At 68.5% G+C, this 23,718-nt stretch carries 24 protein-coding genes; 21 read left to right on the forward strand and 3 right to left on the reverse strand.

The annotated features are described in order from the left end of the window. Positions 1–58 precede the first annotated feature (58 nt). The 21 genes from HR086_RS05610 (at position 59) to HR086_RS05710 (ending at position 20,630) form a co-directional block, all read left to right on the forward strand. Positions 59–790, forward strand: a complete 732-nt coding sequence (locus tag HR086_RS05610) for a beta-ketoacyl synthase chain length factor (protein ID WP_141640879.1) — start codon at positions 59–61, stop codon at positions 788–790. Beyond that, positions 783–1,562: a 1-acyl-sn-glycerol-3-phosphate acyltransferase gene (locus HR086_RS05615; protein ID WP_174462260.1), complete on the forward strand. Its 780-nt coding sequence runs from the start codon at positions 783–785 to the stop codon at positions 1,560–1,562. The genes HR086_RS05610 and HR086_RS05615 overlap by 8 nt, the downstream gene beginning before the upstream one ends. After that, positions 1,549–1,809 (forward strand): phosphopantetheine-binding protein, encoded by a 261-nt coding sequence (locus HR086_RS05620; RefSeq protein WP_141640877.1) that lies wholly within the window; start codon positions 1,549–1,551, stop codon positions 1,807–1,809. Before HR086_RS05615 ends, HR086_RS05620 begins: the two co-directional genes overlap by 14 nt. A gap of 34 nt (positions 1,810–1,843) precedes the next feature. Beyond that, positions 1,844–2,101, forward strand: coding sequence for an acyl carrier protein (locus HR086_RS05625; protein ID WP_141640876.1), 258 nt, complete (start codon positions 1,844–1,846; stop codon positions 2,099–2,101). Next, positions 2,098–2,649 (forward strand): hypothetical protein, encoded by a 552-nt coding sequence (locus tag HR086_RS05630; RefSeq protein WP_141640875.1) that lies wholly within the window; start codon positions 2,098–2,100, stop codon positions 2,647–2,649. Before HR086_RS05625 ends, HR086_RS05630 begins: the two co-directional genes overlap by 4 nt. Beyond that, positions 2,642–4,342 (forward strand): AMP-binding protein, encoded by a 1,701-nt coding sequence (locus tag HR086_RS05635; protein ID WP_174465064.1) that lies wholly within the window; start codon positions 2,642–2,644, stop codon positions 4,340–4,342. Before HR086_RS05630 ends, HR086_RS05635 begins: the two co-directional genes overlap by 8 nt. Then, a complete protein-coding gene (locus tag HR086_RS05640) occupies positions 4,339–5,076 on the forward strand; it encodes a glycosyltransferase family 2 protein (RefSeq protein ID WP_174455086.1) in 738 nt (245 codons plus the stop codon). Before HR086_RS05635 ends, HR086_RS05640 begins: the two co-directional genes overlap by 4 nt. Further along, positions 5,073–6,017 (forward strand): acyltransferase, encoded by a 945-nt coding sequence (locus HR086_RS05645; protein ID WP_174465065.1) that lies wholly within the window; start codon positions 5,073–5,075, stop codon positions 6,015–6,017. The genes HR086_RS05640 and HR086_RS05645 overlap by 4 nt, the downstream gene beginning before the upstream one ends. Continuing rightward, positions 5,992–7,548 carry a histidine ammonia-lyase gene (gene hutH, locus HR086_RS05650; RefSeq protein WP_174455085.1) on the forward strand — a complete coding sequence of 519 codons (1,557 nt, stop codon included), beginning with the start codon at positions 5,992–5,994 and terminating at the stop codon, positions 7,546–7,548. Before HR086_RS05645 ends, hutH begins: the two co-directional genes overlap by 26 nt. After that, positions 7,538–7,957, forward strand: coding sequence for a thioesterase family protein (locus HR086_RS05655; protein WP_141640870.1), 420 nt, complete (start codon positions 7,538–7,540; stop codon positions 7,955–7,957). The genes hutH and HR086_RS05655 overlap by 11 nt, the downstream gene beginning before the upstream one ends. Continuing rightward, positions 7,954–8,565: an outer membrane lipoprotein carrier protein LolA gene (locus HR086_RS05660; protein WP_174455084.1), complete on the forward strand. Its 612-nt coding sequence runs from the start codon at positions 7,954–7,956 to the stop codon at positions 8,563–8,565. Before HR086_RS05655 ends, HR086_RS05660 begins: the two co-directional genes overlap by 4 nt. Continuing rightward, positions 8,555–10,852, forward strand: coding sequence for an MMPL family transporter (locus tag HR086_RS05665; protein WP_174465066.1), 2,298 nt, complete (start codon positions 8,555–8,557; stop codon positions 10,850–10,852). The genes HR086_RS05660 and HR086_RS05665 overlap by 11 nt, the downstream gene beginning before the upstream one ends. Next, positions 10,849–12,081, forward strand: coding sequence for an NAD(P)/FAD-dependent oxidoreductase (locus HR086_RS05670; protein WP_141640867.1), 1,233 nt, complete (start codon positions 10,849–10,851; stop codon positions 12,079–12,081). Before HR086_RS05665 ends, HR086_RS05670 begins: the two co-directional genes overlap by 4 nt. Further along, the gene (locus tag HR086_RS05675; protein WP_174455082.1) at positions 12,069–12,635 is read left to right on the forward strand and encodes a DUF3261 domain-containing protein; all 567 of its coding nucleotides are present in this window, start codon (positions 12,069–12,071) and stop codon (positions 12,633–12,635) included. Before HR086_RS05670 ends, HR086_RS05675 begins: the two co-directional genes overlap by 13 nt. A gap of 4 nt (positions 12,636–12,639) precedes the next feature. Further along, on the forward strand, positions 12,640–13,821 hold the full coding sequence (locus HR086_RS05680) for a beta-ketoacyl-ACP synthase (RefSeq protein ID WP_174455081.1): 1,182 nt from the start codon (positions 12,640–12,642) through the stop codon (positions 13,819–13,821). Beyond that, positions 13,821–14,285 carry a hotdog family protein gene (locus HR086_RS05685; protein WP_174462255.1) on the forward strand — a complete coding sequence of 155 codons (465 nt, stop codon included), beginning with the start codon at positions 13,821–13,823 and terminating at the stop codon, positions 14,283–14,285. The genes HR086_RS05680 and HR086_RS05685 overlap by 1 nt, the downstream gene beginning before the upstream one ends. Then, entirely contained in the window at positions 14,278–15,009 is a 732-nt protein-coding gene (gene fabG, locus HR086_RS05690) for a 3-oxoacyl-ACP reductase FabG (protein WP_141640863.1), read from the forward strand. The genes HR086_RS05685 and fabG overlap by 8 nt, the downstream gene beginning before the upstream one ends. Further along, positions 15,006–16,244, forward strand: coding sequence for a beta-ketoacyl-ACP synthase (locus tag HR086_RS05695; protein ID WP_141640862.1), 1,239 nt, complete (start codon positions 15,006–15,008; stop codon positions 16,242–16,244). The genes fabG and HR086_RS05695 overlap by 4 nt, the downstream gene beginning before the upstream one ends. Before the next feature lie 11 nt (positions 16,245–16,255). Beyond that, positions 16,256–16,699 carry an excinuclease ATPase subunit gene (locus HR086_RS05700; RefSeq protein ID WP_141640861.1) on the forward strand — a complete coding sequence of 148 codons (444 nt, stop codon included), beginning with the start codon at positions 16,256–16,258 and terminating at the stop codon, positions 16,697–16,699. Between the two features lie 123 nt (positions 16,700–16,822). Continuing rightward, on the forward strand, positions 16,823–18,598 hold the full coding sequence (locus HR086_RS05705; protein ID WP_174455076.1) for a serine/threonine-protein kinase: 1,776 nt from the start codon (positions 16,823–16,825) through the stop codon (positions 18,596–18,598). A 310-nt stretch (positions 18,599–18,908) separates the two neighbouring features. After that, positions 18,909–20,630, forward strand: coding sequence for an FG-GAP-like repeat-containing protein (locus HR086_RS05710; RefSeq protein WP_174465067.1), 1,722 nt, complete (start codon positions 18,909–18,911; stop codon positions 20,628–20,630). Between the two features lie 17 nt (positions 20,631–20,647). Here HR086_RS05710 and HR086_RS05715 read toward each other — a convergent pair whose 3' ends face one another. From HR086_RS05715 to HR086_RS05725, 3 genes are all read right to left on the reverse strand, one after another. Continuing rightward, entirely contained in the window at positions 20,648–21,469 is an 822-nt protein-coding gene (locus tag HR086_RS05715; RefSeq protein ID WP_174465068.1) for a DUF429 domain-containing protein, read from the reverse strand. A gap of 212 nt (positions 21,470–21,681) precedes the next feature. Beyond that, positions 21,682–22,161: a hypothetical protein gene (locus tag HR086_RS05720; protein WP_174455073.1), complete on the reverse strand. Its 480-nt coding sequence runs from the start codon at positions 22,159–22,161 to the stop codon at positions 21,682–21,684. Positions 22,162–22,194: 33 nt separating this feature from the next. Then, on the reverse strand, positions 22,195–22,896 hold the full coding sequence (locus HR086_RS05725) for a DUF6585 family protein (RefSeq protein ID WP_254626198.1): 702 nt from the start codon (positions 22,894–22,896) through the stop codon (positions 22,195–22,197). Positions 22,897–23,718: the final 822 nt, after the last annotated feature.

Raw genomic sequence — 23,718 nt, forward strand, 5'->3', positions numbered from 1 at the left:
TATATGATGCTTTGGTAGAGGACCGCCGCACGCAGCATCCGCCTTTTTCCCTGCCATCATGGTTTTTTCCGTCCACCACTGGGCCGCGTGGGCTCCCGGGCTTGTCGGGCAAGACGCCTGGCGGTCCTGGCTCTCACAGCCGCATCCGCTTCCGGCCGAGGGCACCCCGCCCTTGACCGAGATGCCGGCGATGATGCGCCGTCGGGTGGACCGGCTGGGTCGCATCGCGCTGCAGGCGGCCTATTCGTGCCAGGCGGACGCGCCTCCGTGTCCCATGGTGTTCGCGTCGCGCTACGGGGACATGGGCCGCTCCGTGGAGCTGCTGGAGCAGTTGGCCCAGGCCACCCCGCTGTCGCCCACGTCCTTCAGCCTGTCGGTGCACAACGCCATTGGCGCGCTGTACTCCATCGCCCGGGGTGACCTGACGGCGCAGAGCGCGGTGGCCGCGGGCGCGGAGACGGTGGAGGCGGCCTTCGTGGAGGCGTGCGGCCTCTTGGCCGAGGGCGCCCCCGAGGTCCTCGTCGTCGTCTATGACGAGCCCCGCCCCGCCCCCTTCGCGCACTTCCCCGAGCAGGTAGCGCTCCCGCATGCCTGGGCCTGCAGCGTGCGGGCGGCCGGAGAAGGCCCCACCTACCAGCTCACCTGCGGCGCCTCGGAGGGCGCACCGGAGCGGACGTCCGTGGACCCGCTGCCGGAGGAGCTCTCCGTGCTGCGCTTCCTCGTCTCCGGCGAGGCGCGCTTCGAGCACCACACGGGCTCCCGACTCTGGCGGTGGCACCGCGATGCTTGAGCGATTGGATCGCGGCTGGCGGGTGATCGCCACGGGCATCTCCTTCGCCACCTTCGGCGTGGGGGGGCTGGCGCTGCGCCTGCTGTTCTTCCCCCTGCTGTCGCTCCTGGTCCGCGACAGGCCGCGCCGCACCCGGCTGGCGCGGCTGGCGGTGCACCACTCGTTCCGCTTCTTCGTCGGGCTGATGCACTTTTTGGGGTGCCTGGACTACCGCGTCGAGGGCGTGGAGAAGCTGGCGCGCCCCGGGCTGCTCATCCTCGCCAACCACCCGACGCTCATCGACGTCGTGTTCCTCATCTCGCTGGTGCCCAACGCGGACTGCGTGGTCAAGGCGAGCCTGGCGAACAACCCCTTCATGCGCGGCCCCATCGAGGCCACCGGCTACCTCTGCAATGACTCCGGCCCGGAGCTCGTAGAGGCCTGCATCGCGTCCGTGAAGGCGGGCAACAACCTCATCATCTTCCCGGAGGGCACCCGCACGCCCTTGTCCGGCCCCATGAAGCTGCAGCGCGGGGCGGCCAACATCGCGGTGCGAGGCCCGTGCGACATCACCCCGGTCACCATCCAGGTGGCGCCCATGGCGCTCACCAAGGGGATGCCGTGGTGGCGCGTGGCCCCCACCCGGATGAAGTTCAACATCGTGGTTCAAGACGACATTCGCGTGTCGTCGCTGGTCGAAGAGGCGCACGGAGAGGCCCTCGCGGCCCGCCATCTCACCGAGAGATTGCACGACTACTTCTCCACGGAGACACAACGCCATGCAGGCGCTTGAGCAGGAAATCAAGAAGCTGGTCATCGAGACGCTGAACCTCGAGGACCTCAAGCCGGAGGATATAGACCCGGCGGCGCCGCTGTTCGTCGAGGGGCTGGGGCTCGATTCCATCGATGCCCTGGAACTCGGCCTGGCGCTCCAGAAGGCCTATGGGGTAGCGCTGGCGAGCGACTCCAAGGAGAACCGCCGTCACTTCGCCAGTGTGCGCGCCCTCGCGGATTTCGTGAGCGCCCACCGCAAGTCCTGAGGACCCGCACCACCCATTCGAGGGGGATATGCACATGACCAAGACCCAGCTCTTCGAGAACCTGCGCACGCTCCTGCAGGACACCTTCGACATCGACCCGGCCCGGATTACCCCCGAGGCCCGCCTCCGCGACGACCTGGACATCGACAGCATCGATGCCGTGGACCTGCTCGTGAAGCTCAAGCCCGTGACGGGCAAGCGGCTTCCGCCGGAGGTCTTCAAGTCGGTCCGGACGATTCAGGACGTCGTCGACGCCCTGCACAGCCTGCTCGACGAGTCCGTGGCGGCGTGAAGCTTCTGCGTCCAGCGCTGCTCGGCGTGCTGAGCCTCGCGTATCCGCTGCTGGTGTACTGGGGCCTGGGCCGGTTCGAGCCTCGCTGGATGGCGGTGCCCCTGGCGGGCATGGCCGTCGTGCGGGCCGTGGCCACGCGCGAGCGCGTCTGGCTCGTCACGGCCGCGGGGGCCCTGGTCCTCGCGAGCACCAGCCTGCTGGGCAACCACGCATTGCCGCTGAAGCTCTATCCGGTGCTCGTGAACACGATGCTGCTCACCGTCTTCGCCACCAGCCTCGTGTCCCCTCCCAGCGTCATCGAACGGCTGGCGCGGCTGCGCGAGCCCGAGCTCCCCCCGTCCGGCGTGGCCTATACGCGGCGGGTGACGCAGGTGTGGTGCGGGTTCTTCGTCGTCAACGGGAGCATCGCGCTGGGCACCGCGCTGTGGGCCAGTGACGCCACGTGGGCGCTGTACAACGGGCTCATCGCCTATGGGCTGATGGGCGTGCTCTTCGCCGGGGAGTGGCTGGTGCGCCGACGCGTGAAGGCAAGCCACGCCCATGGCTGAGCGCATCGCCATCGAACACCTCCTCAGCCGTGGACGCCCCGCCGACTTCCCGGTGGCGTTTCGCGAGGGGCAGGTGCTCACCTTCGCGGACTTCGAGGCCCGGGCCGCCGGCTGGCGCGCCGCGTATGAGCGGCACGGGGGCCACCGCTTCGCCCTCTCCTTCGAGGACACCTTCGAGTTCGCAGCGGCCCTGCTCGGCGCCTGGCACGCGGGCCGGTGCGTCTATCTTCCCTCGGAGATCCAGCCCACCACGCGCGAGAAGCTTCGCGGCGAGGTGGACGGCTTCGCCGGCCAGATTCCCTCGTCCACCCCGCTCCTGAAGTTCCAGGAGGGCGCGCGCGCGGAGTGGACGCCGCTCTCCCCGGAGGCCCAGGCGCTGGTCGTCTACACCTCCGGCTCCAGCGGAGAGCCCGCCGCCATCCCCAAACACCTGGGGCAGCTCACCCGGGAGGTCGCCACGCTGGCGGACCTCTTCGATGACAGGCTCGGTCCCAGTCCCTGCCGCGTGCTCGCCACGGTGTCGCACCAGCACATCTACGGCCTGCTGTTCCGGGTCCTCTGGCCGCTGACGTCGGGCCGGCCGTTCCTGGCCCGGAGCCTGCCGTACCCCGAGGACATCGTCGCCGAGCTTTCGCACGGGCCGGCGGCGCTCATCGCCAGCCCCGCCCACCTCAAGCGGCTGCCGGACACGTTGGACTGGGCGGGCGTGCGGGGGAACCTGCGCTCGGTGTTCTCCTCGGGGGGCCCCCTGTCCACCGACGCTCTGCACGCCTGTCGCGGGCTGCTCGGGCAGGCGCCCGTGGAGGTCTACGGCAGCTCGGAGACCGGGGGCATCGCCTGGCGCCAGCGCACCCAGGACGAGGCGCTGAGCTGGAGGACGATGCCCGGCGTGGAGGTCCGCCTGACGGAGGACGCCCTGGCGGTCCGCTCCCCCCACCTGCCGGACGGGAACTGGTTCCAGACGGAGGACCGGGCCCGGGTACTGCCAGAGGGCTTCGAGCTGCTGGGGCGCATGGACCGGTTGCTCAAACTGGAGGAGAAGCGGGTCTCCTTGAGCGCCATGGAGCGGGCCCTGCTGGAGAGTGACCTCGTCCGCGAGGCGCGGGTGGTGCCCCTGTCCGAGGGAAATCGCTCGGTTCTGGGGGTGGTGGCCGTGCTGGGGCCCACCGGCCGGCACCTTCACGCCGACAGTGGAAAGCCCTTCCTGAACCGGGCCATCCGAAAGCACCTGTCTTCCCAGTTCGAGCCCAGTGTCCTTCCGCGTCGATTCCGGTATCTGGAGGCGATGCCAGTCAACTCCCAGGGCAAATCCACCGAGGCCGCGCTCGTCGCCCTCTTCGACTCCCGCCGCCCGCCCCTGCGCGTGCTCGAGCACACCGCGGACCGCGCCGTGCTGAGCATCGAGACACCGGCGAGCCTGCCGTACTTCAAGGGCCACTTCCCGGAGAAGGCCATCCTGCCCGGCGTGGCGCAAATCGAGTGGGCGCTCCATCTGGGCCGGGAGTTGTTCACGCTCCCGCCGGAGTTCCTCCGCATGGAGGCGGTGAAGTTCCAGCAGCTCATCGTCCCCGAGACGCTCCTCACCCTGGAGCTCACCTGGACGCAGGCCAAGGGCAGCCTCCAGTTCAAGTACACGTCCGAGGCCGGCACCCACGGGAGCGGCCGCATCCTGCTCGGTGAGGTCCGCGGATGAAGCTCTGCGTGGTGATTCCCGTCTACAACCACGGCGAGGCGGTGGGCGCGGTGGTGAACTCCGTGCGCGCGCACGGGCTGCCGTGCCTGCTGGTGGATGACGGCAGCGAGCCGGGCTGCGCGAAGGTCCTGGACACGCTGGCGGAGGCGGACAGGTCCGGCATCGAGCTGGTGCGCCTGCCCCGGAACGAGGGCAAGGGCGGGGCGATGATGGCGGGCTTCCGGGCGGCGAAGGCCTCCGGCTTCAGCCACGCGCTGCAGATTGACGCCGACGGCCAGCACGACACCCGGGACATCCCCCGCTTCGTCGAGCTGGCGGCCTCGGCCCCGGAAAAAATCATCTGTGGCACGCCCATCTACGACGAGTCGGTGCCCAAGGGCCGGCTGTACGGCCGCTACGCCACGCACATCTGGGTGTGGATCAACACGCTGTCACTGGCCATCCGCGATTCGATGTGCGGCTTCCGCGTGTATCCGCTGACGCCCACGCTCGCGCTCATCGACTCGGTGAGCATTGGCAGGCGCATGGACTTCGACGTGGAAGTCATCGTGCGGCTGTACTGGCGAGGGGTGGGCATCCTCAACCAACCCACCCAGGTGCGCTACCCCACCGACGGCATCTCCCACTTCGACGTGCTCTGGGACAACGTGCGCATCTCCCGCATGCACGCCCGGCTCTTCTTCGGGATGTTGCTGCGGCTGCCGCTGCTCTTGTGGCGGAAGGTCTCCGCATGAAGCCGCGGCATTGGGCGGAGATGGGCGAGAGCACCTTCGTGCTCGGCATCTGGCTGTTGTACTGGGTCCACCGGCTGCTGGGGCGCTGGCCGTTCCGCCTCTGTCTGTACCCCGTGGTCCTGGTGCACTGGCTGGCCCGCCCCGTGGTGCGCAAGGCATCGCTCCAGTACCTCTCGCGGGTGGAGCAGGCCACCGGCGCGCTCGGGCGCAAACCCGGGCGAGGCGACAGCCTGCGCCACATGGTCACCTTCGCGGAGACGATGCTCGACAAGCTCCTGGCCGTCAGCGGGAGATACCACTTCGAGCAGGTCCACACCGAGGGGCGCGAGCAGTTCTACGAGGTGGTGAAGGCGGGCAAGGGCGGCATCATCGTCACCGCGCACATGGGCTGCCTGGAGCTGTGTCGCGCCATGGCGGAGAAGCGTGGCGAAGTGAAGCTCCACATCCTGGTGCACACCCGACATGCCGAGCAGTTCAACCGCCTGCTCAAGCGGCTCAATCCGGACAGCGGGTTCCAGTTGGTGGAAGTCACGGACATGGGGCCTGGGACGGCCGTCGCGCTGGAGAAGTACGTGACGGAGGGCGGGTTCGTGGTGATTGCCGGAGACCGGGTGCCGGTGAGCGCCAGTCAGACGGTGGACGTGGACTTCCTGGGGCACAAGGCCGCCTTCCCCGTGGGGCCCTACGTGCTGGCCTCGCTGTTCAAGTGCCCGCTGTACCTGCTGGGGTGCATCCACGAGAACAACGGATACACCATCCATTTCGAGACCCTGGCCGAGCGTGTCGAGCTCCCCCGGGGCAAGCGCGCGGCCGCGTTGACGGGCCACGCCCAACACTATGCCGAGCGGGTGACGGCGCTGCTGAAGCGCTCTCCGTTCGATTGGTTCAACTTCTTTCCCTTTTGGGATCAGGCGAATGCCTCCGCCAGGAATCAAGAATGAGCGTGCGGTCCGGTTCGATGGGAGCCGGCTCGCCATTGAAGACGTGTCCGCGCTGTCACGCCGGGAGCGTGACGCCGAGCTGAGCACTTCCACCGACTTCCGCCGCAGAATCACCCGGGGCGCGGAGTTCCTGGACCGGCTGCTGGCGGAGGACGGGAACATCTACGGCGTGACGACGGGGTACGGAGACTCGTGCACCGTCTCCATTCCGCCCGAGCTGATCGCCGAGCTGCCGCACCACCTCTACGCGTACCACGGCATTGGCGCGGGCCGGTTCCTGACGCCCGAGGAGACGCGCGCGGTGCTGGCGGCGCGGCTGGCCTCGCTGGCCCAGGGGGTGTCCGGCGTGGGGCTGGGGTTGCTCACCCAGTTGGAGCTGCTCCTGCGCCACGACATCCTGCCGCTGATTCCCGCCGAGGGTTCGGTGGGTGCCAGTGGCGACCTCACGCCGCTTTCCTACGTGGCGGCGGTGCTCTGCGGAGAGCGCGAGGTCTGGTACCGGGGCGAGCGACGTCCCGCCGCGGAGGTGCTCGCGCGGCACGACCTGAAGCCCTTGAAGCTGCGCCCCAAGGAAGGCCTGGCCATCATGAATGGCACGGCGGTGATGACCGCCCTGGCCTGCCTCGCGTGGGAGCGCGCCGAGTACCTGGGACGACTGGCCACCCGGCTCACCGCCTTCAACGTGGTGGCGAGCGCCGGCAACGCGCACCACTTCGACGAGGCGCTGTTCGCCCTCAAGCCGCACGTGGGACAGCAGCGCGTGGCCGCGCGACTGCGCGTGGACCTGGCCACGGACCGGCCGAGCCGCAACGAGCAGCGCCTGCAAGACCGCTACTCCCTGCGCTGCGCGCCACACGTGATTGGCGTGCTCGAGGACGCCCTGCCCTTCTTCCGGGCGCAAATCGAGAACGAGCTGAACAGCGCCAACGACAACCCGCTCATCGACCCCGACAGCGAGCGGGTGCTGCACGGCGGCCACTTCTATGGGGGCCACATCGCCTTCGCCATGGACGGGCTCAAGACGGCCGTGGCCAACGTGGCGGACCTGATGGACCGGCAGCTCGCGCTGCTGGTGGACACCCGCTACAACCACGGGCTGCCCTCCAACCTCTCCGGCTCCACGGGGCCCCGCGCGGCCATCAACCACGGCCTCAAGGCGGTGCAGATCAGCGTCTCCGCGTGGACGGCGGAGGCGCTCAAGCAGACGATGCCCGCGTCCGTGTTCTCCCGCTCCACCGAGTGCCACAACCAGGACAAGGTGAGCATGGGCACCATCGCCGCGCGCGACTGTCTCCGGGTGCTGGAGCTGTCCGAGCAGGTGGTGGCGGCGATGCTCATCGCGGCGCGTCAGGGAATCACCCTGCGCGGCCGGATTGCTCAAGAAATGAATCTGGCGCCGTCTCTTGCGTCGATGCAGGCCGATCTGGAGCAGCGAATCCCGCTGGTGGTGGAGGACCGAGCGTTGGACAAGGAGCTGCAAGGGCTGCTGGGCGCCATCCGCGCCCGCGAGTGGGGGCTCTATGAGGCCTGACCTCAGCCATGAAATCGAGCTGTCGCCGCCCTTCCATGACATCGACCTGATGGAGGTCGTCTGGCATGGCCACTACGTGAAGTACCTGGAGCTGGCGCGGTGCGCGCTCCTGGCGAAGTTCGATTACGACTACCCGCAGATGCTGGCGTCCGGCTTCGCGTGGCCCGTCGTGGACATGCGGCTGAAGTACGTGCAGCCCGCGCTCTACGGAAAGACGCTGAAGATTCGCGCCGAAATCACCGAATGGGAGAACCGGCTCCGTATCGACTATGTGATTCGAGACGCCTCCACGGGCCGCAAGGTGAACCAGGCCCACACCGTCCAGGTCGCCGTGTCGATGGCCACCAAGGAGCTCCAGTACATCTGTCCGCCGGTGCTCTGGCAGCGGCTGGGGGTGAAGCCCGAATGAAGCGCGCGCTCTTGCTGGTGATGCTGCTGGTGGGCTCGACGGCCAGCGCCGGTGACGACATCGTCGCGGGGGTCCGAGCCCGGCTGGCGGACGTGCCGCTGTTGCGGGGGGACTTCGAGCAGAAGAAGACGGTGGCCGGCTTCAAGAAGCCGCTCGTCTCGCGCGGGGCGTTCCTGCTGTCGCGGGAGCACGGCGTGCTGTGGGACACGCGGGTGCCCTTCGCGTCCACGCTCACGCTGACGCGCAAGTCGCTGAGCGCCGAGCAGGGAACGGGCGCGGCGGCCTATCGCCTGGACGCGAGCAAGGAGCCGGGGCTCGCGGCGATGAACGAGGTGATGTTCGCGCTCCTGTCCGGTGACGTGGCCGCGCTGTCCAAGCGCTTTCGCGTCGAGGGCGAGCTCGTGGGCACGACAGGCTGGAAGCTGACCCTGACGCCCACGGACGCGGGCCTCGCGCGGGTCTTCAAGAGCATCCATCTGGAGGGAGACTCGTACGTGAGGCAGGTCAAGCTGGACGAGGCGCGCGGCGACACCAGCGTCATCCAGTTCGACAAGCTGAGCCAGACACCCGCCCCCAATGACGCGGAAGCCGGGCGTCTTGCGAAATAGGGCCGCCATCCTCTGGCTGTTGGTGGTGCTGGCCGTGGGTGTGCACCAGGTCCAGTTCTGGCGCTCGGCGCGCCTGGACACCGACGTCCTGGCGCTCCTGCCCGAGGACGAGCAGGCCCCGGAGGTCGATGCCGCCACGCGCAAGCTCGCGGACCAGGCGGGCCGGGAGCTGGTGTTGCTGGTGGGTGCGCCGGATTGGGCATCCGCCCAGCGCGCGGCGGACCTCGTCACGGCGGAGCTTTCGAAGGACACCTCGCTCCTGAGCCCCTCCGCCCTGGACGCGTCCTCGCTGGATGCGGCGCTGGAGCTGTACCGTCCCTATCGAGACAGGCTGCTGACGCCCGCGCAGCGCACGTGGCTTTCGCGGGCGACACCGGAGGAGCTGGGCGGCACGGCGCTGATGAAGCTGTACCAGCCCGCGGGGCCCCACCTGACGGACTGGGAGGCGGACCCGCTGGGCCTGTGGCCGGACTGGTGGGCGGCGCGCGCCTCCGAAAGCACCGCGCGCCCGCGCGACGGTCGCCTCTGGCTGTCTGGCGAAGGCCGCGAGTGGGTGCTCCTGGCGTGGCACAGCCAGGTCTCCGCCTTCGCGCTGGGCGCCGACGGAAACATCACCACCGTGGTGGACCGCGCGCGGGCCGCCGTGACGACGCAGGTGCCCGGCAGCCGGGTGGTGGCCGCGGGCGTGCCGCTGTACGCGGAGGCCGCCGCGTCCCAGGCCAGCAACGAGATGTCCACCATTGGCATCGGCTCGCTGGTGGCGGTGCTCGTGCTGGTGTGGCTGACGTTCCGCTCGGTGCGGCCCATCATCCTGGTGGGTGTGTCGCTGGGCATCGGCTGCGCGGTGGCGATGAGCGTCACGGCGCTCGTGTTCGAGCGGGTCCACCTGCTCACGCTCGTCTTTGGCTCCAGCCTGGTCGGCGTGGCGGAGGACTACGGCTTCCACTACTTCGCCGCGCGCCAGGGCAAGCCGCCCTCCGAGCGCGGGCCGCTGATGCGCAGCCTGCTGCCGGGCATGGTGATGGCGCTGCTCACCAGCGTGGTGGCGTATCTGGCCCTGGGCGTGGCGCCCTTCCCCGGGCTGCGGCAGATGGCGCTGTTCTCCGCCACGGGACTGGTGGGCGCGTTCCTGACGGTGGCCTGCTGGTTCCCGACGCTGGACACCGGCGCCCTGCCCGTGACGTCCTTCTCCACGCGCTTCGCCACGTCCCTGGCGCGCTGGCCCCGCTTCGCCTCCACCCGCGCGTGGTGGGTGGGGACCGCGGCGCTCGTCCTGTTCATCATCGGAGGGCTGTGGCGCGTGCGGACGCGCGATGACGTGCGACAGCTGCAGGGCGCGCCGGCGCATCTCATCGCCGACCAGCGCGAGCTGGGGCGGCTCCTGGGGTTGCCCAGCCCCGCCCAGTTCTTCCTCGTGGGAGGCCAGGACGAGGAGCAGGTGCTCGCGCGCGAGGCTTCGCTGAAGGCGCGCTTGGACCCGCTGGTGACGGACAAGGTCCTCGCGGGCTATCGCGCGGTGTCTGACTGGTTGCCCAGCGCGGAGCAGCAGCGCTCGGACGCGAAGCTGAGCGCCCGCGCGGAAGCGCAGGCGGTGGCCGCCGTGGCCCAGGCCACGGGCGAGGAGCCCACCCGCGCGCGCTTCGCGGACGACGTGCTCACTCCGGAGCGGCTGCTCGCCAGTCCCGCCTCGGCGGCCATCCGGCAGCAGTGGTTGGGGCGCCTGGGCGAGAAGCACTTCAGCATCGTCATGCTGCGCGGGCTGAATGACCCGTCGGTGCTCCCGCGCATCGCCGACGCCGCTCAGGGGCTGGAGGGCGTGCGGTGGGTGGACAAGACGCAGGAGATCTCCCGGCTCCTGGAGCGCTACCGCCGGCTCATGGGCGGGCTCATCCTGCTGGGCTATGTCGCGGTGCTGTTGCTGCTCGTCGTGCGCTTCCGACGCGAGGCGTGGCGGGCCTGGCTGCCCACGGTGGTGGGCACGCTCGTCACGCTGGCGGTGTTCGGCTGGGTGGGCGAGCCGCTCCAGCTCTTCAGCGTGCTGGGCCTCATGCTGCTGCTGGGCATGGGCGTGGACTACGGAATCTTCATGTTGGAGCACCCGGGTGAGGGCTCCGCCTGGCTCGCGGTGGCACTCGCGGGCGTGAGCACCCTCCTCTCATTCGGTCTCCTGGGGCTCTCGGCCACTCCGGCCCTGCGCTCCTTTGGTCTCACCATGCTACTGGGCGAAGTCACCATCTGGTTGCTCACGCCCTGTTGCAGACTGCCTCCTGGCAAGGACGTGTCGTGAAGGTAGAAAAGACAGAAGTCGTCATCATTGGGGCGGGCCCCTCTGGCTCGGTGGCCGCGGGGATTCTGCGCAAGCAGGGTCGTCAGGTGTTGATCCTGGAGCGCGAGCAGTTCCCTCGCTTCTCCATCGGAGAGAGCCTGCTGCCGCAGAGCATGGAGTACATCGAGGAAGCGGGGATGATTCGCGACGTGGTGGAGGCGGGCTTCCAGTTCAAGAATGGAGCGGCCTTCGCGCGCGGCGAGACGTACACGGACTTCGATTTCCGCGACAAGTTCTCCAAGGGCTGGGGCACCACGTACCAGGTGCAGCGTGGAACCTTCGACCACGTGCTGGCGCTCGCCGCCGAGCGCATGGGCGCCACCCTGCGCTTCCGCCACACCGTCGAGTCCGTGGATGTCACCGGCGCGGAGCCCGAAATCACGGTGCGCTCGCCCGAGGGCGAGACCTACCGCGTGCAGGCGCGCTTCCTGCTCGACGCCAGCGGCTTTGGCCGTGTGCTGCCCCGCCTGCTCCAGTTGGAGACGCCGTCGAACTTCCCGGTGCGCGGCGCGCTCTTCACGCACGTGGAGGACCGCGTGCCGTCCGGCGGCAACTTCGACCGCAGCAAGATTCGCGTCACCGTGCATCCCAAGCACGTGGACGTCTGGTACTGGACCATCCCCTTCTCCAACGGGCGCTGCTCGCTGGGCGTGGTGGCCAAGCGCGAGTACCTGGAGCAGTTCCAGGGCACCGAGACCGAGCGGCTCAAGGCCATCGTCGCGGATGACCCGACGCTGTCGAAGCTCTTGAAGGACGCCGTCTGGGACACGCCCGCGCGCAGCATCACCGGCTACGCGGCGAACGTGAAGTCGCTGTGGGGCAACGGCTTCGCGCTCCTGGGCAACGCTGGCGAGTTCCTGGACCCGGTGTTCTCCTCGGGCGTCACCATCGCCGTCAAGTCCGCGAGCCTCGCGTCCAAGTGCATCGGCCGTGTGTTCGCGGGCGAGACGGTGGACTGGGAGCGCGACTACGCGGTGCCGCTCAAGGCGGGCGTGGACACGTTCCGCACCTTCGTCGAGTCCTGGTACGCGGGCGGCTTCCAGAACGTCATCTTCCACCCCAACGCGTCCCCCGAGGTGCGTCGGATGATCTCCGCCATCCTGGCCGGCTACGCCTGGGACAAGGAGAACCCCTTCGTGGCTGACAGCCGGCGACGGCTCGGCGTACTCGAGCAGCTGTGCGCCGCCTGATTCCCATCGTCGTCCTGTTCGGGCTCGTCTCCTGCGTCACCCCGCCCCCTCGGCGGGTGGCGCCGGAGGTGGCCCTGCCCACGCTCACGCTGGCTCCGGCGACGTTCGGAGGCAGCGTGAGCCTGTCGCAGCGCTTGAGCTTCGCGCATGACGCGGACCCGGGCGGACCTCGCTCGCTGGAGGCGCTCGTCGAAATCGACGCGTCGTCGCTCCAGCTGGCGGGGTTCGCGCTGGGCCAGCGCGTCTTCACCCTGCAGTGGGACGGCGCGAAGCTGGACGAGCAGCGGGACGCTCGCGTGCCCGAGCAGCTCCAGTCGCGCACGGTGCTGCGGGACCTCCAGCTGGTCTACTGGCCGGCCCCGGCGGTGCGCGCGGCCCTGCCGCCGGACTGGACGCTGGAGGATTCGCCGGGCATGCGCGTGCTGCGCCACGCGGACAAGGACTGGCTCACGGTGCGTTATGATGGAGAGCCGCGCTGGGTGGGCCGCGCGGAGCTGGTCAACCTGGCGGAGCATTACCGGCTGACCATCGAGTCACGCCCCTCGGAGGAATGAGCTCATGATTCCGCCCGTCTTCCTGAATCAGCTCGGCCTCGTCTGCGCCCTGGGACAAGGCCTGCTCGAGGTGGCCACGGCCCTCTTCGGTGACAGGCCCACGGGCGTCTCCGAGCGCTTCGACTTCGCGGACCGGCCACTCCACGTGGGGTACGTCACCAAGCCGCTCCCCCCCACGGACGAGCTGCCGGTGCCGCTGCGCAGCCGGAACAACGCGCTCCTCCTCTCCGCGCTCTCCCAGGTGCGTCCCGCCGTGGACGAGGCCATGCGGCGCTATGGCCCGGAGCGCGTGGCCGTGGTCCTGGGTACCAGCACCTCCGGCATCGGGGAGAGCGAGGCCGCCATCGTTTCGCGCGCGGCCACTGGCCAGCTCCCCTCCAACTTCGATGTCCGTCAACAAGAGTTGGGCTCTCCCGCCATGGCGCTGAACCATGTGCTGGGCGTGAAGGGCCCCTCGTTCGTCATCTCCACCGCGTGCTCGTCCAGCGCCAAGGCCCTGGCCACGGCGGCGCGGCTCTTGCGCTCCGGCGCGGCAGACGCCGTCATCACGGGCGGCGCGGACGCGCTGTGCCGCTTCACCATCGCGGGTTTCACGTCGCTCGACTCGGTGAGCGACGCGCGCTGCAACCCGATGAGCGTCCACCGCCGGGGCATCAACATCGGCGAGGGCGCGGCCCTGTTCCTGATGACGCGCGAGCCTGGGCCCGTGCGGCTCGCGGGTTGGGGCGAGTCCTCGGACGCGCACCACCTCTCCGCGCCCGAGCCCGGGGGCCGGGGCGCGCTCATCGCCATGAGGACGGCGCTGGGGCGCGCGGGAATCACCCCGGCCGACGTGGGCTACGTCAACCTGCACGGCACCGCGACGCCGCAGAACGACGCCATGGAGAGCCGGGCGGTGAGCGCGCTTCTGGGGGGCAACGTGCCGTGCAGCTCCACGAAGCCGCTCACGGGCCACACGCTGGGGGCCGCGGGGGCGCTGGAGGCGGCGCTGTGCTGGCTCACCCTCACGGACGACGCCCAGGGGCGGCTGCCTCCGCACTGGTGGGATGGAGTGGCTGACCCGTCACTGCCCGCCCTCGCGCTGGTGAAGCCCGGTGAGGCGCTCGGGCGCCCGCCGCGCTATGTCCTGAGCAACTCGTTCGCCTTCGGTGGCAGCAATGCCGCCCTCATCCTGGGAAGGGCCTGATGCGCACGCCCATTGCCTTCGACATCTCCGAGATTGTGCCCCACGCCGACCGCATGCGGCTGATCGACCGCGCGGTGGAGGGCGACGAGGAGAGCCTCGTGGCCGAGGTGACGCTGCGCGAGGACTGCCTGTTCCAGGAGTCCGGCGCCGTGGGCGGTTGGGTGGGCATCGAGTTCATGGCCCAGGCCATCGCGGCCTACGCGGGCTGGCGTCAGCGGCTGCAGGGGGAGACCCAGCGGATGGGCTTCCTGCTCGGCACCCGTCGGTATGAGTGCAGCCGCCCCGCGTTCAAGGTGGGCGAGCAGTTGCGCATCGAGGTCCGCCGGCAGTTCTGGACGGACAACGGGATGAGCCAGTTCGATTGTACGCTCGGGATTGGAGGCGAGACGGTGGCCACGGCCGCGCTGACGGTGTTCCAGCTCCCGGCCTCGATGGACGTGATGAAGGCGGGCACGGATGAGTGAGAAGACGGTACTGGTGACGGGCTCCAGCCGGGGCATTGGCCGCGCGGTGGCGCTGCGGCTGGCGCGCGACGGCTTCGACGTCGTGGTGCACTGCCGCGCGAAGGTCGAGGAAGCGGAGGCGGTGGCCGCCCAGGTCCGCGAGCTGGGCCGGGCTTCCCGCGTGCTGCGCTTCGATGTGGCGAACCGAGCCGAGACGGAGAAGGCACTGCTCGCCGACGTCGAGGCGCACGGCTGCTACTACGGCGTGGTGTGCAACGCGGGCATCGCCCGGGACAACGCCTTCCCCGCCATGCCGCCCGAGGACTGGGACGCGGTGATTCACACCAACCTCGACGCCTTCTACAACGTGCTCAACCCCCTCTCCATGCCGATGGTCCGTCGGCGCAAGCCGGGCCGCATCGTCACGCTGTCCTCCGTCTCCGGGCTTACCGGCAACCGGGGCCAGGTGAACTACAGCGCGGCGAAGGCCGGCATCATCGGCGCCACGAAGGCGCTCGCGGTGGAGCTGGCGAGCCGGGGCATCACCGTCAACTGCGTGGCGCCCGGTTTGATTGACACGGAGATGGTGGAGCCGCACATCGTGGAGGAGGCGCTGAAGTTGATTCCAGCCAAGCGCCTGGGACGGCCCGAGGAGGTCGCCGCCGCGGTGAGCTTCCTGATGAGTGAGGACGCGGGCTATGTCACGCGGCAGGTCATCTCCGTGAACGGAGGGCTGTTCGGATGAGGCGCGTCGTCGTCACGGGCTTTGGAGCCCTCAGCCCCCTGGGTCACGACTGGCCGCAAGTGGAGGCGCGGCTGAAGTCGCTGCGCAACGCGGTGCAGGTCATCGAGGACTGGAAGCAGTACGAGGGGCTGAACACGCAGGTGGGTGCCCCCGCCGCGCCCTTCGTGCTGCCGCCGCAGACGTACTCGCGCAAGACGATGCGGGGCATGGGCCGGGTGGCGCTGCTGGCCACGCGCGCCAGTGAGCTGGCGCTCGTCGATGCCGGGCTGTTGGGAGACCCGCTGCTGTCGAGCGGGAAGATGGGCGTGTCCTACGGCTCGTCCACGGGCTCGCCGCCGAGCATCGGTGACTTCGGCCGGATGCTGGTGGCCAAGAGCACCGAGGGCATCACCGCCACGTCCTACGTGCGGTCCATGTCCCATACCGCCGCGGTCAACATCGGCGTCTTCTTTGGCCTCACGGGCCGCATCATCACCACCTCGAGCGCGTGTACGTCGGGGAGCCAGGGCATCGGGTACGCGTACGAGGCCATCAAGATGGGCCGGCAGGTGGCGATGCTCGCGGGCGGCGCCGAGGAGCTGGATGCCACGGGGGCCGCGGTGTTCGACACCCTGTTCGCCACCAGCACGAAGAACAACGGCACGCCCGAGCTGACGCCCCGACCCTTCCACGCGCAGCGCGACGGCCTGGTCCTCGGCGAAGGCGCATGCACGCTGGTGCTGGAGGAGCTGGAGCACGCCAGGGCCCGAGGCGCGCGCATCTACGCGGAGCTGGTCGGCTACGGCACGAACAGCGACGGGCGACACATCACCCAGCCCCACGCGGAGACCATGGCCCAGGCCATGCGCCTGTCGCTGGAGGACGCGGGCCTGGAGCCAGGCGTCGTGGAGTATGTGAATGCCCACGGCACGGCCACCGACACGGGCGACGTGGCGGAGACCACGGCGACGCAGCAGGTCTTCGGTGAGCGGATGCCCATCTCCTCCCTCAAGAGCTACATGGGGCACACCCTGGGGGCCTGCGGGGCGCTGGAGGCGTGGATGACCATCGAGATGATGCGCTCGGGCTGGTTCGCTCCGACGCTGCATCTGGACGCGGCCTCGGTGGATACGCGCTGCGCTCCGCTGGACTATCTGGTGGGAGATGGCCGAAGAATCCAGACCGAGGTCGTCATGACCAATAACTTCGCCTTCGGCGGCATCAACACGTCGTTGATCTTCCGCCGGTGGCAGTGACGGAGAACCCCATGAAGAAGGCAATGCTGCTGTCGCTGCTCGCGCTCACCGTCTCCAGCCCCGCGCTGGCGCGAGACACCGTGACGATGATTCCGCTCGCCTCCGTCCTGTCGATGCCGCAGGCCCAGGGGAAGCTGGATGGCACGGTGAAGTTCTACCTGGCCGGCGCGAAGACGCCCGAAGTCACCAAGGAACTGGGCGAGGACGTCTCCAACAAGAAGACCAGCGGCGTGGGCAAGTCCGACGAGGAGGGCTGCAAGTGGGCCATCCTGTCGGCGCTGATTTCGCTCCAGGAAGGCGCCCAGAAGCGCGGCGCCAACGCCGTCGTCAACATCGTCAGCTATTACAAGAGGAACGAGCTGCAGAACGCCTCTGAAATCGAGTGCCATGCCGGCACCTTCGCCGTCGGCGTGACGCTCAAGGGCACCTACGCGAAGGTCGCGGGCAAGAAGTAGCTGTTCGCCGGGTCGATGACGCGAGCAGACCTCGCGTCATCCCCGGGGCACTCACGGCGGCCCCATCCTCCTGGATAGGCTGCAATTCGCGAGTACCGAGGTGTCTGGGTTAGGCTCCCGCCCGTGACGCCCTACACGATGCTGCACCTGGCGCTCGCGGGGGCATTCTTCGTGCTCGCGCTGGTGCATTTCGCGACCTGGGCGGCGGTGCGCTCCCAACGTGTCCAGCTATGGCTCGCGACGAGCTTCCTGGGCTTCGCGGCGCTGAGCCTCTCCGCGGGGGCCACTCGGCACGAAGTCGGGTGGATGTTCGTGGACACCCGTCCATGGTTGTTGCTCGGCGCGCTGTGTTCCATTCCCCTGCCCTACACGCTGCTGCGAGTCCTCTGGGCCTTGCTGGACGTGCCACTGACGCGCTCGCGGCGGGTGCTGCTGGGTGTGGCGGTGGCCTTCGGAGCGATGCGGGTCGCGGACGTGCTCGGGTCCGTGCTGGCGACGTCGGGGCCCCGGATGACGTCCGAGGACCTGTCCCGCGCGACGGTGGGCTTGGGGCTGCCGATGTTCTGGCTGCTGGCGGTGACGGTGGGAGGCACGTGGGCCCTGGAGGCCTTGCTGACACTGAAGCGTCGGGGCGCCATGGCCGCGGCGGTGCTTGGGGCCGCCCTGCTCGCGCTGGGCATCCTGGGGCGAGAGCTGGCGGTGGACGTCGGGTGGATTTCAGGTCCGCCCCTGTTCGCGCTCGTGGGTCTTCCGTTCCTGCTCCTGGCCACCACCTCGCTCGCCATCCTCACCGCTCGGTCCTTGAGGGGCGCGGACCTGGGCACGGGAATTCATCGCTACCGACGGCTCTCGCGCCTCGGACGTGGCGGCATGGGCGAGGTCTGGTTGGCGGTGCGCACGGGCCGCGCGGGGTTTCATCGGCTGGTGGTCCTCAAGCGGATGGTCGACGAGGACAGTGAAGACCCGGCCGTCCGGCTCCACCGTTTCATTGGAGAGGCTCGCACCGCCGCGCGCCTGCACCACCCGAACATCGTGTCCGTGCACGACCTGGGACAGGTGGACGGCGCGTGGTTCATCGTCATGGAGTACCTGAGCGGGGTGAACGCACTGAAGCTCGCGAGGCTGGTGCGACGCGGGGGCGAGGTGCCGCTCGAGGTCGTGGTGGAGATCTGCCTGCAGTCCCTGAAGGGGCTCGCGTACGCGCACGAGCGAGGCGTCATCCACCGCGACATCAGCGCGGACAACCTGGTGGTGACGTTCGACGGGGTGGTGAAGGTCGTCGACTTCGGCATCGCGCATGGGGTGGGCAGTCCGCAGGAGCAGCTGGCTTCGCGTTCGACGGCGTCTCTGCCTCCCGTGAGTCGGCTCACCCAGGCCGGCGATGTCATTGGCAAGCTCGCGTACATGCCTCCGGAGCGTCGGGCGGGTGCGGAGGCGACGACGTCGGGTGACATCTACGCGCTCGGCTGCGTCCTCCATGAGCTGCTCTGGGGAGACCTTCCGGGCATCAGCCTGAGCCTGCAACAGCGCGCGCGGTGGGAAGGCCCGGAGGCTCCCCCCGTGAATCGGCTGCTTCGTGGGATTGTGGAGAAGGCGCTGCACCTGACGCCCGCGAAGCGCTTCTCGGATGCGAGCGAGTTGGAGCAGGCGCTGCTCCCCGTGAGGCAGGCGCTTCCCGTGGTCGACCTCGCGAGCTGGCTGCGCGAGAACTACCCAGAACGCTGGTCTCATGAGCGCGAACTGTCCGAGCTGAGCGACCCCACACCCGAAGAGGTGCAGGCCCTGCTGTCCCGTGCGCCACCTTCCGCGCCTGCCGAGCTGGAGCCCACCCAGCTCATCTCGCCGAAGGAGAAGCCGCCCGAGGAGGAGGCAACCCGGCGCCTCGGGGGACCGGGCTGAGGCACGAGAGGCGCCGGCGGCAGAAGAACTCGGGAGCCGTGCCAGCACGTGGGGCGGCGCTCAGCATTCCGCCAACAAAGACATATCAGCGGCTCGAAGCGTCCGAATCGAACGGACCCGGGCGAAGAATCCCGGTGTCTCGCGTTCGATTCCTGCGCGCGGCCCCCTGTCCCTCTGGATGGCGCCTCGCGTCCGCCAAGGGAAAGTCATGTTCATCGAGACATCAAGGCACCGAAACACCGGGCTCTCTGGAGCCCGAGGGCTCCTCCTTACCATGGGCGCAGGACTGCTCGTCGCGTGTGGCGCCCCCATGGACTCCTCTCCGACCACCGACGCATCCCTCGTGGCCATCGGCACGTCGGAGCAGTCGCTGTATGTCGACTCGGACGAAGTCTGGGGGCGCCCCAACCTGACGGTGTGCTGGGACACGCCGGGCTTCGCCACCGAGAAGGAGTGGGTGCGCACCTCCATCCGCGACACCTGGGAGAAGGAGAGCAACCTGGTGTTCTCCGGTTGGGGCGCCTGCCCCAGCTCCGCGGACATCCGCATCACCATCAGCGACGAAGGGCCTCATACGGAGGGCCTGGGCACTGAAATCGAGGACGAGAACGAGGGCATGGTGCTCAACTTCACGTTCGCCAACTGGAGCCCTTCCTGTGCCTCCAGCGCCGCGCAGCGTGAGCACTGCATCCGCTCCATCGGCGTTCACGAGTTCGGCCACGCCCTGGGCTTCGCGCACGAGCACAACCGCGGAGACACACCGTCCACCTGCACCACTCCGTCCCAGGGCAGTGACGGGGACACCTACGTGGGCGCGTGGGACTTGATGTCGGTGATGAACTACTGCAGCCCGACCTGGAACAACGGCGGGCAGCTCAGCACCACTGACATCCAGGGCGTGCGGCAGTTCTACGGGCAGCCTCGCGGGGCCGACCAGCAGTTCCACGTGGCCAAGGTGGACTCCGACTTCCGCGCGGACATCCTCCAGACGTACCGGGGCTGGGGTTCTATTCCCATGTGCCGCTCGACGGGAAGTGGATGGTCGTGCACCAACCCTTCCGCGACCGTCTACAACTGGGGTTCTCCGGAGCAGCGGTACGTCACGGGTGACTTCAACGGCGACGGACGCACGGACCTGGTGCAGACCTATCGCTTCTGGGCCAGCTACCCGGTCTGTTACTCCACGGGCCTGGGGGCCTGGTCCTGCGCCAATCCCTATGCGGACATCTACAACTGGGGAACCGGGAGCCAGCGCTTCATCACCGGCGACTTCAGCGGTGATGGGAAGACGGATATCGCGCAGGCGTACCACGACTCGTCGATGCTGCCCGTGTGTCGCTCCACTGGCACCGGCTGGTCCTGCAACAACCCGGCGGCCACGCTCCGCACGACGGACTCTCCCGAGGTGCGCTACCTGTCGGGAGACTTCAATGGCGATGGACGGGATGACATCGCGCAGGCGTATCGCCGCTGGTTGACGCAGCCCGTGTGTCTGTCGACGGGCACGGCCTGGTCCTGCAGCAACCCCAGCGTAGCCATGTACGACGCGGGCAATGCCGAGCAGGACTTCCTCACCGGCGACTTCAACGGCGACGGGCGGGACGACATCCTCCAGTCCTATCGCGGATGGAATGCCATGCCGCTGTGCTACGGCCTGGCCTCGGCAACCTGGTCCTGCAACATCCCGTCGGGCACGTTCTACAACTCGGGCTCGCACGAGCAGCAGATGCTGACGGGCGACTTCAACGGGGACGGGCGCACGGACGTCATCCAGACCTACCGTGGCTGGGGAAGCATCCCCACGTGCTATTCCACGGGCTCGGGCTGGAGTTGCAGCAACTCGTCGGCAACCATCTACAACTCGGGGTCCTCCGAGCAGCGGTTCATGACGGCGGACGTCAACGGCGATGGGCGCACCGACGTCGTCCAGGTCCACCGCTCCTGGGCGCGCTACCCGGTGTGTCTGTCGACGGGCACTGGCTGGAATTGCGGCAACTGGCTGTCGACTGTCTACGACATCGGGACGTACTGAGCAGTCGATTCTCGCTACTACACGGGTCGCTGCCTCACGGAGTAGATCCACCCCTCCCCCGTGCTTGCCGACGTGGGAGGGGCGCCGGTGAAACCCGAGGCCCACGCCGACGCGGCAGACAGTGCGGCCAGCAGTGCATCGAGCGCATCTCCGTCCGCGTCAGAGACCATCGTGAGCAGGTCGCTGTCGGGGATGAGGAGGTCCGTGGATGCGCGGACGCGCCGGAGGATTTCTCGTCGGCGTTCCTCGAAGCCACGGCCCTTGTAGGTCTTGGGCAGGCCGAGCCACCGGACGACTTCGGCGGGAAGTACCTCCACCAGGGCCGGCCCGGGACTCGTGCTCCGGGGAGGAAAGGCGCCGCGACAGGAACCGAGTGCCCGCAGGCCCCAATAGGTCTGCTTGTACATGCGCAGGTTGGTGGGGGCGAACGGCGCGGAGCACTCCACCTCCGTGACGCGCTTCTTCTCTGGCCCGACGGCGGCCCTGAACGACTCCGCCGAGGTGAACATCTCGCCGATGGCCTGTCCCAGTTCTCGAGGGCCCGTGACGGGAAGACCCAATGCGACCAGTTGGCTGGCTTCGAGGCTGAAGCAGAAGTCGAGTCCCACCACGTCGGCGACCTGGGCCGCCAGCCACGGGCCCAGTCCCTCCGACACCGCCTTCGCGCCTCGTGAAGTGAAAGGCCGCTGGAGTTGGACGAGGTGCCCCTGGCCGCCCCTGAAGCTCAGGGTCGCGGCCCAGACCTTCCGGTGTGCCTGGGCCGCACCGCTCCAGTCCACGCCCACCGCTCGTCCTTCATGAGGCAGCAACATGCGGCAGGAGCTCAGTCGCGGCGTCACATGCCTCTCCTGGTTGATCTCGACCGAGCCTCGCAAACTTCACGGCTGCAGCATGGCGCTCGGGAGTCTATCGCAGGGGCCACATGGGCCCGCGTCCGCGCGGGACTCGTTCATCGGTCTCCGCCCGGTGTCACTGTGACTTCGCGACACTGGGAGGAGACCTCCCGCGCCGGGCCTGGCAGGGCCTGACGCAGGAGCGGCTCAGCAGTGGGTCACGCGGCCTGGCTGTAGCGGTCGCAGATGGCCAGATACTCGTCGCTCGACATCTGGACGGCGGCGACGCGCAGCTGCTTGGCCTTGGGCTTCTTCAGCGTGGTCTTCACGACCACCGACTTCCCGATGGGGATGCCCATGTACGACTGGTCGACGTAGGTGTTCTCCTTCATGTCGTCCCAGGCAATCAGCACGCCATCCGGGAAGAGGATGCCGTCCCGGCCGATGGTCAGCACGGGCGTGTCCAGACTTCCCAGCGGCTTGACACAGTTGAAGATCATCCAGATGGACGTCGCCGTGATGAAGCCGCAGAAGGCCATGACGCCCGTCTCGCCAATGGAGCGGTAGGTGAGCGCGCCGAAGAAGGCCGTGGACAGCGTCCAGATGACAGCGCCCACGATGAGCTTCGTGCGCGAGTAATAGAACGCGTGCGGCTGGTCCGACTTCGCCTTCGTCTTGGCAGAGCTATAGATTTCCATGAGGTGATGCCTGTTCGGGGTTGGGGGAAAAAGTCACTGCTCGAGACGGTCGGTCAGGTAGGCCAGGAGCACCGGGGCGTTGACGATCTTCTCCTCGTCGATCTTCCGGAACCTCCCGTGCGCCGTGATGATCAGCTCCCGGGTCGACACGCCCTGGTCGTGCCCGTCCTGGAAGCGGATGCTCTCGATGTCATCCCAGCGGATGAGCTGCTTCTTGTGCGTCAGTCCCTCGGAGCTGAGCGTCAGCGGGCCGAAGGCCACGGAATGCCCCGAGGCGACCTGGCGGCGCACCTTGTCCAGGAGCGCGGCGACGACACGGTCCGTCACCTCGGCCTCGAGTTCGTCCGAGTCGCTCCACAGGTTCAGCCGCAGCCGGTACTTGCCGCCGCGGTGGCGAAGCACGAGGCGGTCATGGTTGTGCTGGCGGACGATGCTGCCCACGTTCCCCCAGGCCAGCGTCGTGTCACCGGACGTGAGCCGCAGCGAGTCCACCGTCAGTGATTCAGGGGCGCGCAGCCAGACGAACAGGTCGCTGGCGCGCCACCCGATCACGTAGATGCCGCAGGGGATGCCCAGGATGAGGATGAAGAACCCGAAGTAGCTCCGCAGCAGGTCATGAACCATCGACAGCGGGAGCAGGTGGATGGACATGGGTGCGAGCACCGCCGCCATCACCACGTAGATGAGGATGAGGCCCACCACGAGCCAGTAAACGGCCGGCGTGGGGAAGACCAAGGTGTGTACGCGCTTCAGGGGACAGCTCCCAACGGGCCGGATGGGTTCACCGAGGGCCACAAGTCCCGGTGAATGAATGTTCGTTCACCCCTTTATAGACAATGACAGTCGCCTTTTCGACCACCAAACACTCGAGCGCCCGCAGACAGTCGGTGAAGTCACGCATTCCCTGGCAAGCCAAGGAAACCCAATCAATACAACACGCCAAACACTTCCAACCTCTCATGCACTGAGAGAACCCTGAGCAAGATTTCACGCGCTGTGTGTTTTCAATCCCGTCGTGTTTCACCTCGGTCAGCGCCACGGAAAGGGGGTGGGCACTCGTCGCTTTCGCAGAGCACAGGAATGGCGCTCGCCTGCCCACGCAGACAGTCCCACGCGCGCCACACGTGTCCGCATCGACAGGACGCGAAGCGAACGACAGCGCCCTTTGCGACGCGAACGAGCCCACCTCGTCCCATCAATGAAGCCGATGCCAGGTCGGCGGGAACTTCGAGCCGAAGCAGCAGTCGCGCCCATCACCATCAGGCAGTGACTTGATGAAGAGCTCCACGGGAAGGTGAACGTGCTCGCCCACGGGTTAGGAGGCGCGATTCTTTCTGAAGGCCACGCACCATCTCGCGCCACAAAGGGCGAGCGCCCCTGCGATGAGCGCGAGGTCCGGAACCAAGAGCATCGCCCTCACGAGGAACGACGAAGGGCCCAAGACCCGCGTGAGAGCGCGTCACCCCCCAACAGGACAAGGAGGAGTCGCGCACTCCCGCGACAGACATGAGCGGCGCCCGCGACTTCCGCGGACCACCTCGCGCTCCGGATCCGAAG

The organism is Myxococcus sp. CA039A (genome assembly GCF_013336645.1).
Lineage (GTDB): Bacteria > Myxococcota > Myxococcia > Myxococcales > Myxococcaceae > Myxococcus > Myxococcus llanfairpwllgwyngyllgogerychwyrndrobwllllantysiliogogogochensis.

Coding starts and splice junctions, on each gene's coding strand:
- HR086_RS05700 (WP_141640861.1), top strand. CDS start 16,256: ATGAAGAAGGCAATGCTGCTGTCGCTGCTCGCGCTCACCGTCTCCAGC.
- fabG (WP_141640863.1), top strand. CDS start 14,278: ATGAGTGAGAAGACGGTACTGGTGACGGGCTCCAGCCGGGGCATTGGC.
- HR086_RS05615 (WP_174462260.1), top strand. CDS start 783: ATGCTTGAGCGATTGGATCGCGGCTGGCGGGTGATCGCCACGGGCATC.
- HR086_RS05655 (WP_141640870.1), top strand. CDS start 7,538: ATGAGGCCTGACCTCAGCCATGAAATCGAGCTGTCGCCGCCCTTCCAT.
- HR086_RS05620 (WP_141640877.1), top strand. CDS start 1,549: ATGCAGGCGCTTGAGCAGGAAATCAAGAAGCTGGTCATCGAGACGCTG.
- HR086_RS05625 (WP_141640876.1), top strand. CDS start 1,844: ATGACCAAGACCCAGCTCTTCGAGAACCTGCGCACGCTCCTGCAGGAC.
- HR086_RS05710 (WP_174465067.1), top strand. CDS start 18,909: ATGGACTCCTCTCCGACCACCGACGCATCCCTCGTGGCCATCGGCACG.
- HR086_RS05680 (WP_174455081.1), top strand. CDS start 12,640: ATGATTCCGCCCGTCTTCCTGAATCAGCTCGGCCTCGTCTGCGCCCTG.
- HR086_RS05685 (WP_174462255.1), top strand. CDS start 13,821: ATGCGCACGCCCATTGCCTTCGACATCTCCGAGATTGTGCCCCACGCC.
- HR086_RS05645 (WP_174465065.1), top strand. CDS start 5,073: ATGAAGCCGCGGCATTGGGCGGAGATGGGCGAGAGCACCTTCGTGCTC.
- HR086_RS05720 (WP_174455073.1), bottom strand. CDS start 22,161: ATGGAAATCTATAGCTCTGCCAAGACGAAGGCGAAGTCGGACCAGCCG.
- HR086_RS05640 (WP_174455086.1), top strand. CDS start 4,339: ATGAAGCTCTGCGTGGTGATTCCCGTCTACAACCACGGCGAGGCGGTG.
- HR086_RS05695 (WP_141640862.1), top strand. CDS start 15,006: ATGAGGCGCGTCGTCGTCACGGGCTTTGGAGCCCTCAGCCCCCTGGGT.
- HR086_RS05610 (WP_141640879.1), top strand. CDS start 59: ATGGTTTTTTCCGTCCACCACTGGGCCGCGTGGGCTCCCGGGCTTGTC.
- HR086_RS05635 (WP_174465064.1), top strand. CDS start 2,642: ATGGCTGAGCGCATCGCCATCGAACACCTCCTCAGCCGTGGACGCCCC.
- HR086_RS05660 (WP_174455084.1), top strand. CDS start 7,954: ATGAAGCGCGCGCTCTTGCTGGTGATGCTGCTGGTGGGCTCGACGGCC.
- hutH (WP_174455085.1), top strand. CDS start 5,992: ATGCCTCCGCCAGGAATCAAGAATGAGCGTGCGGTCCGGTTCGATGGG.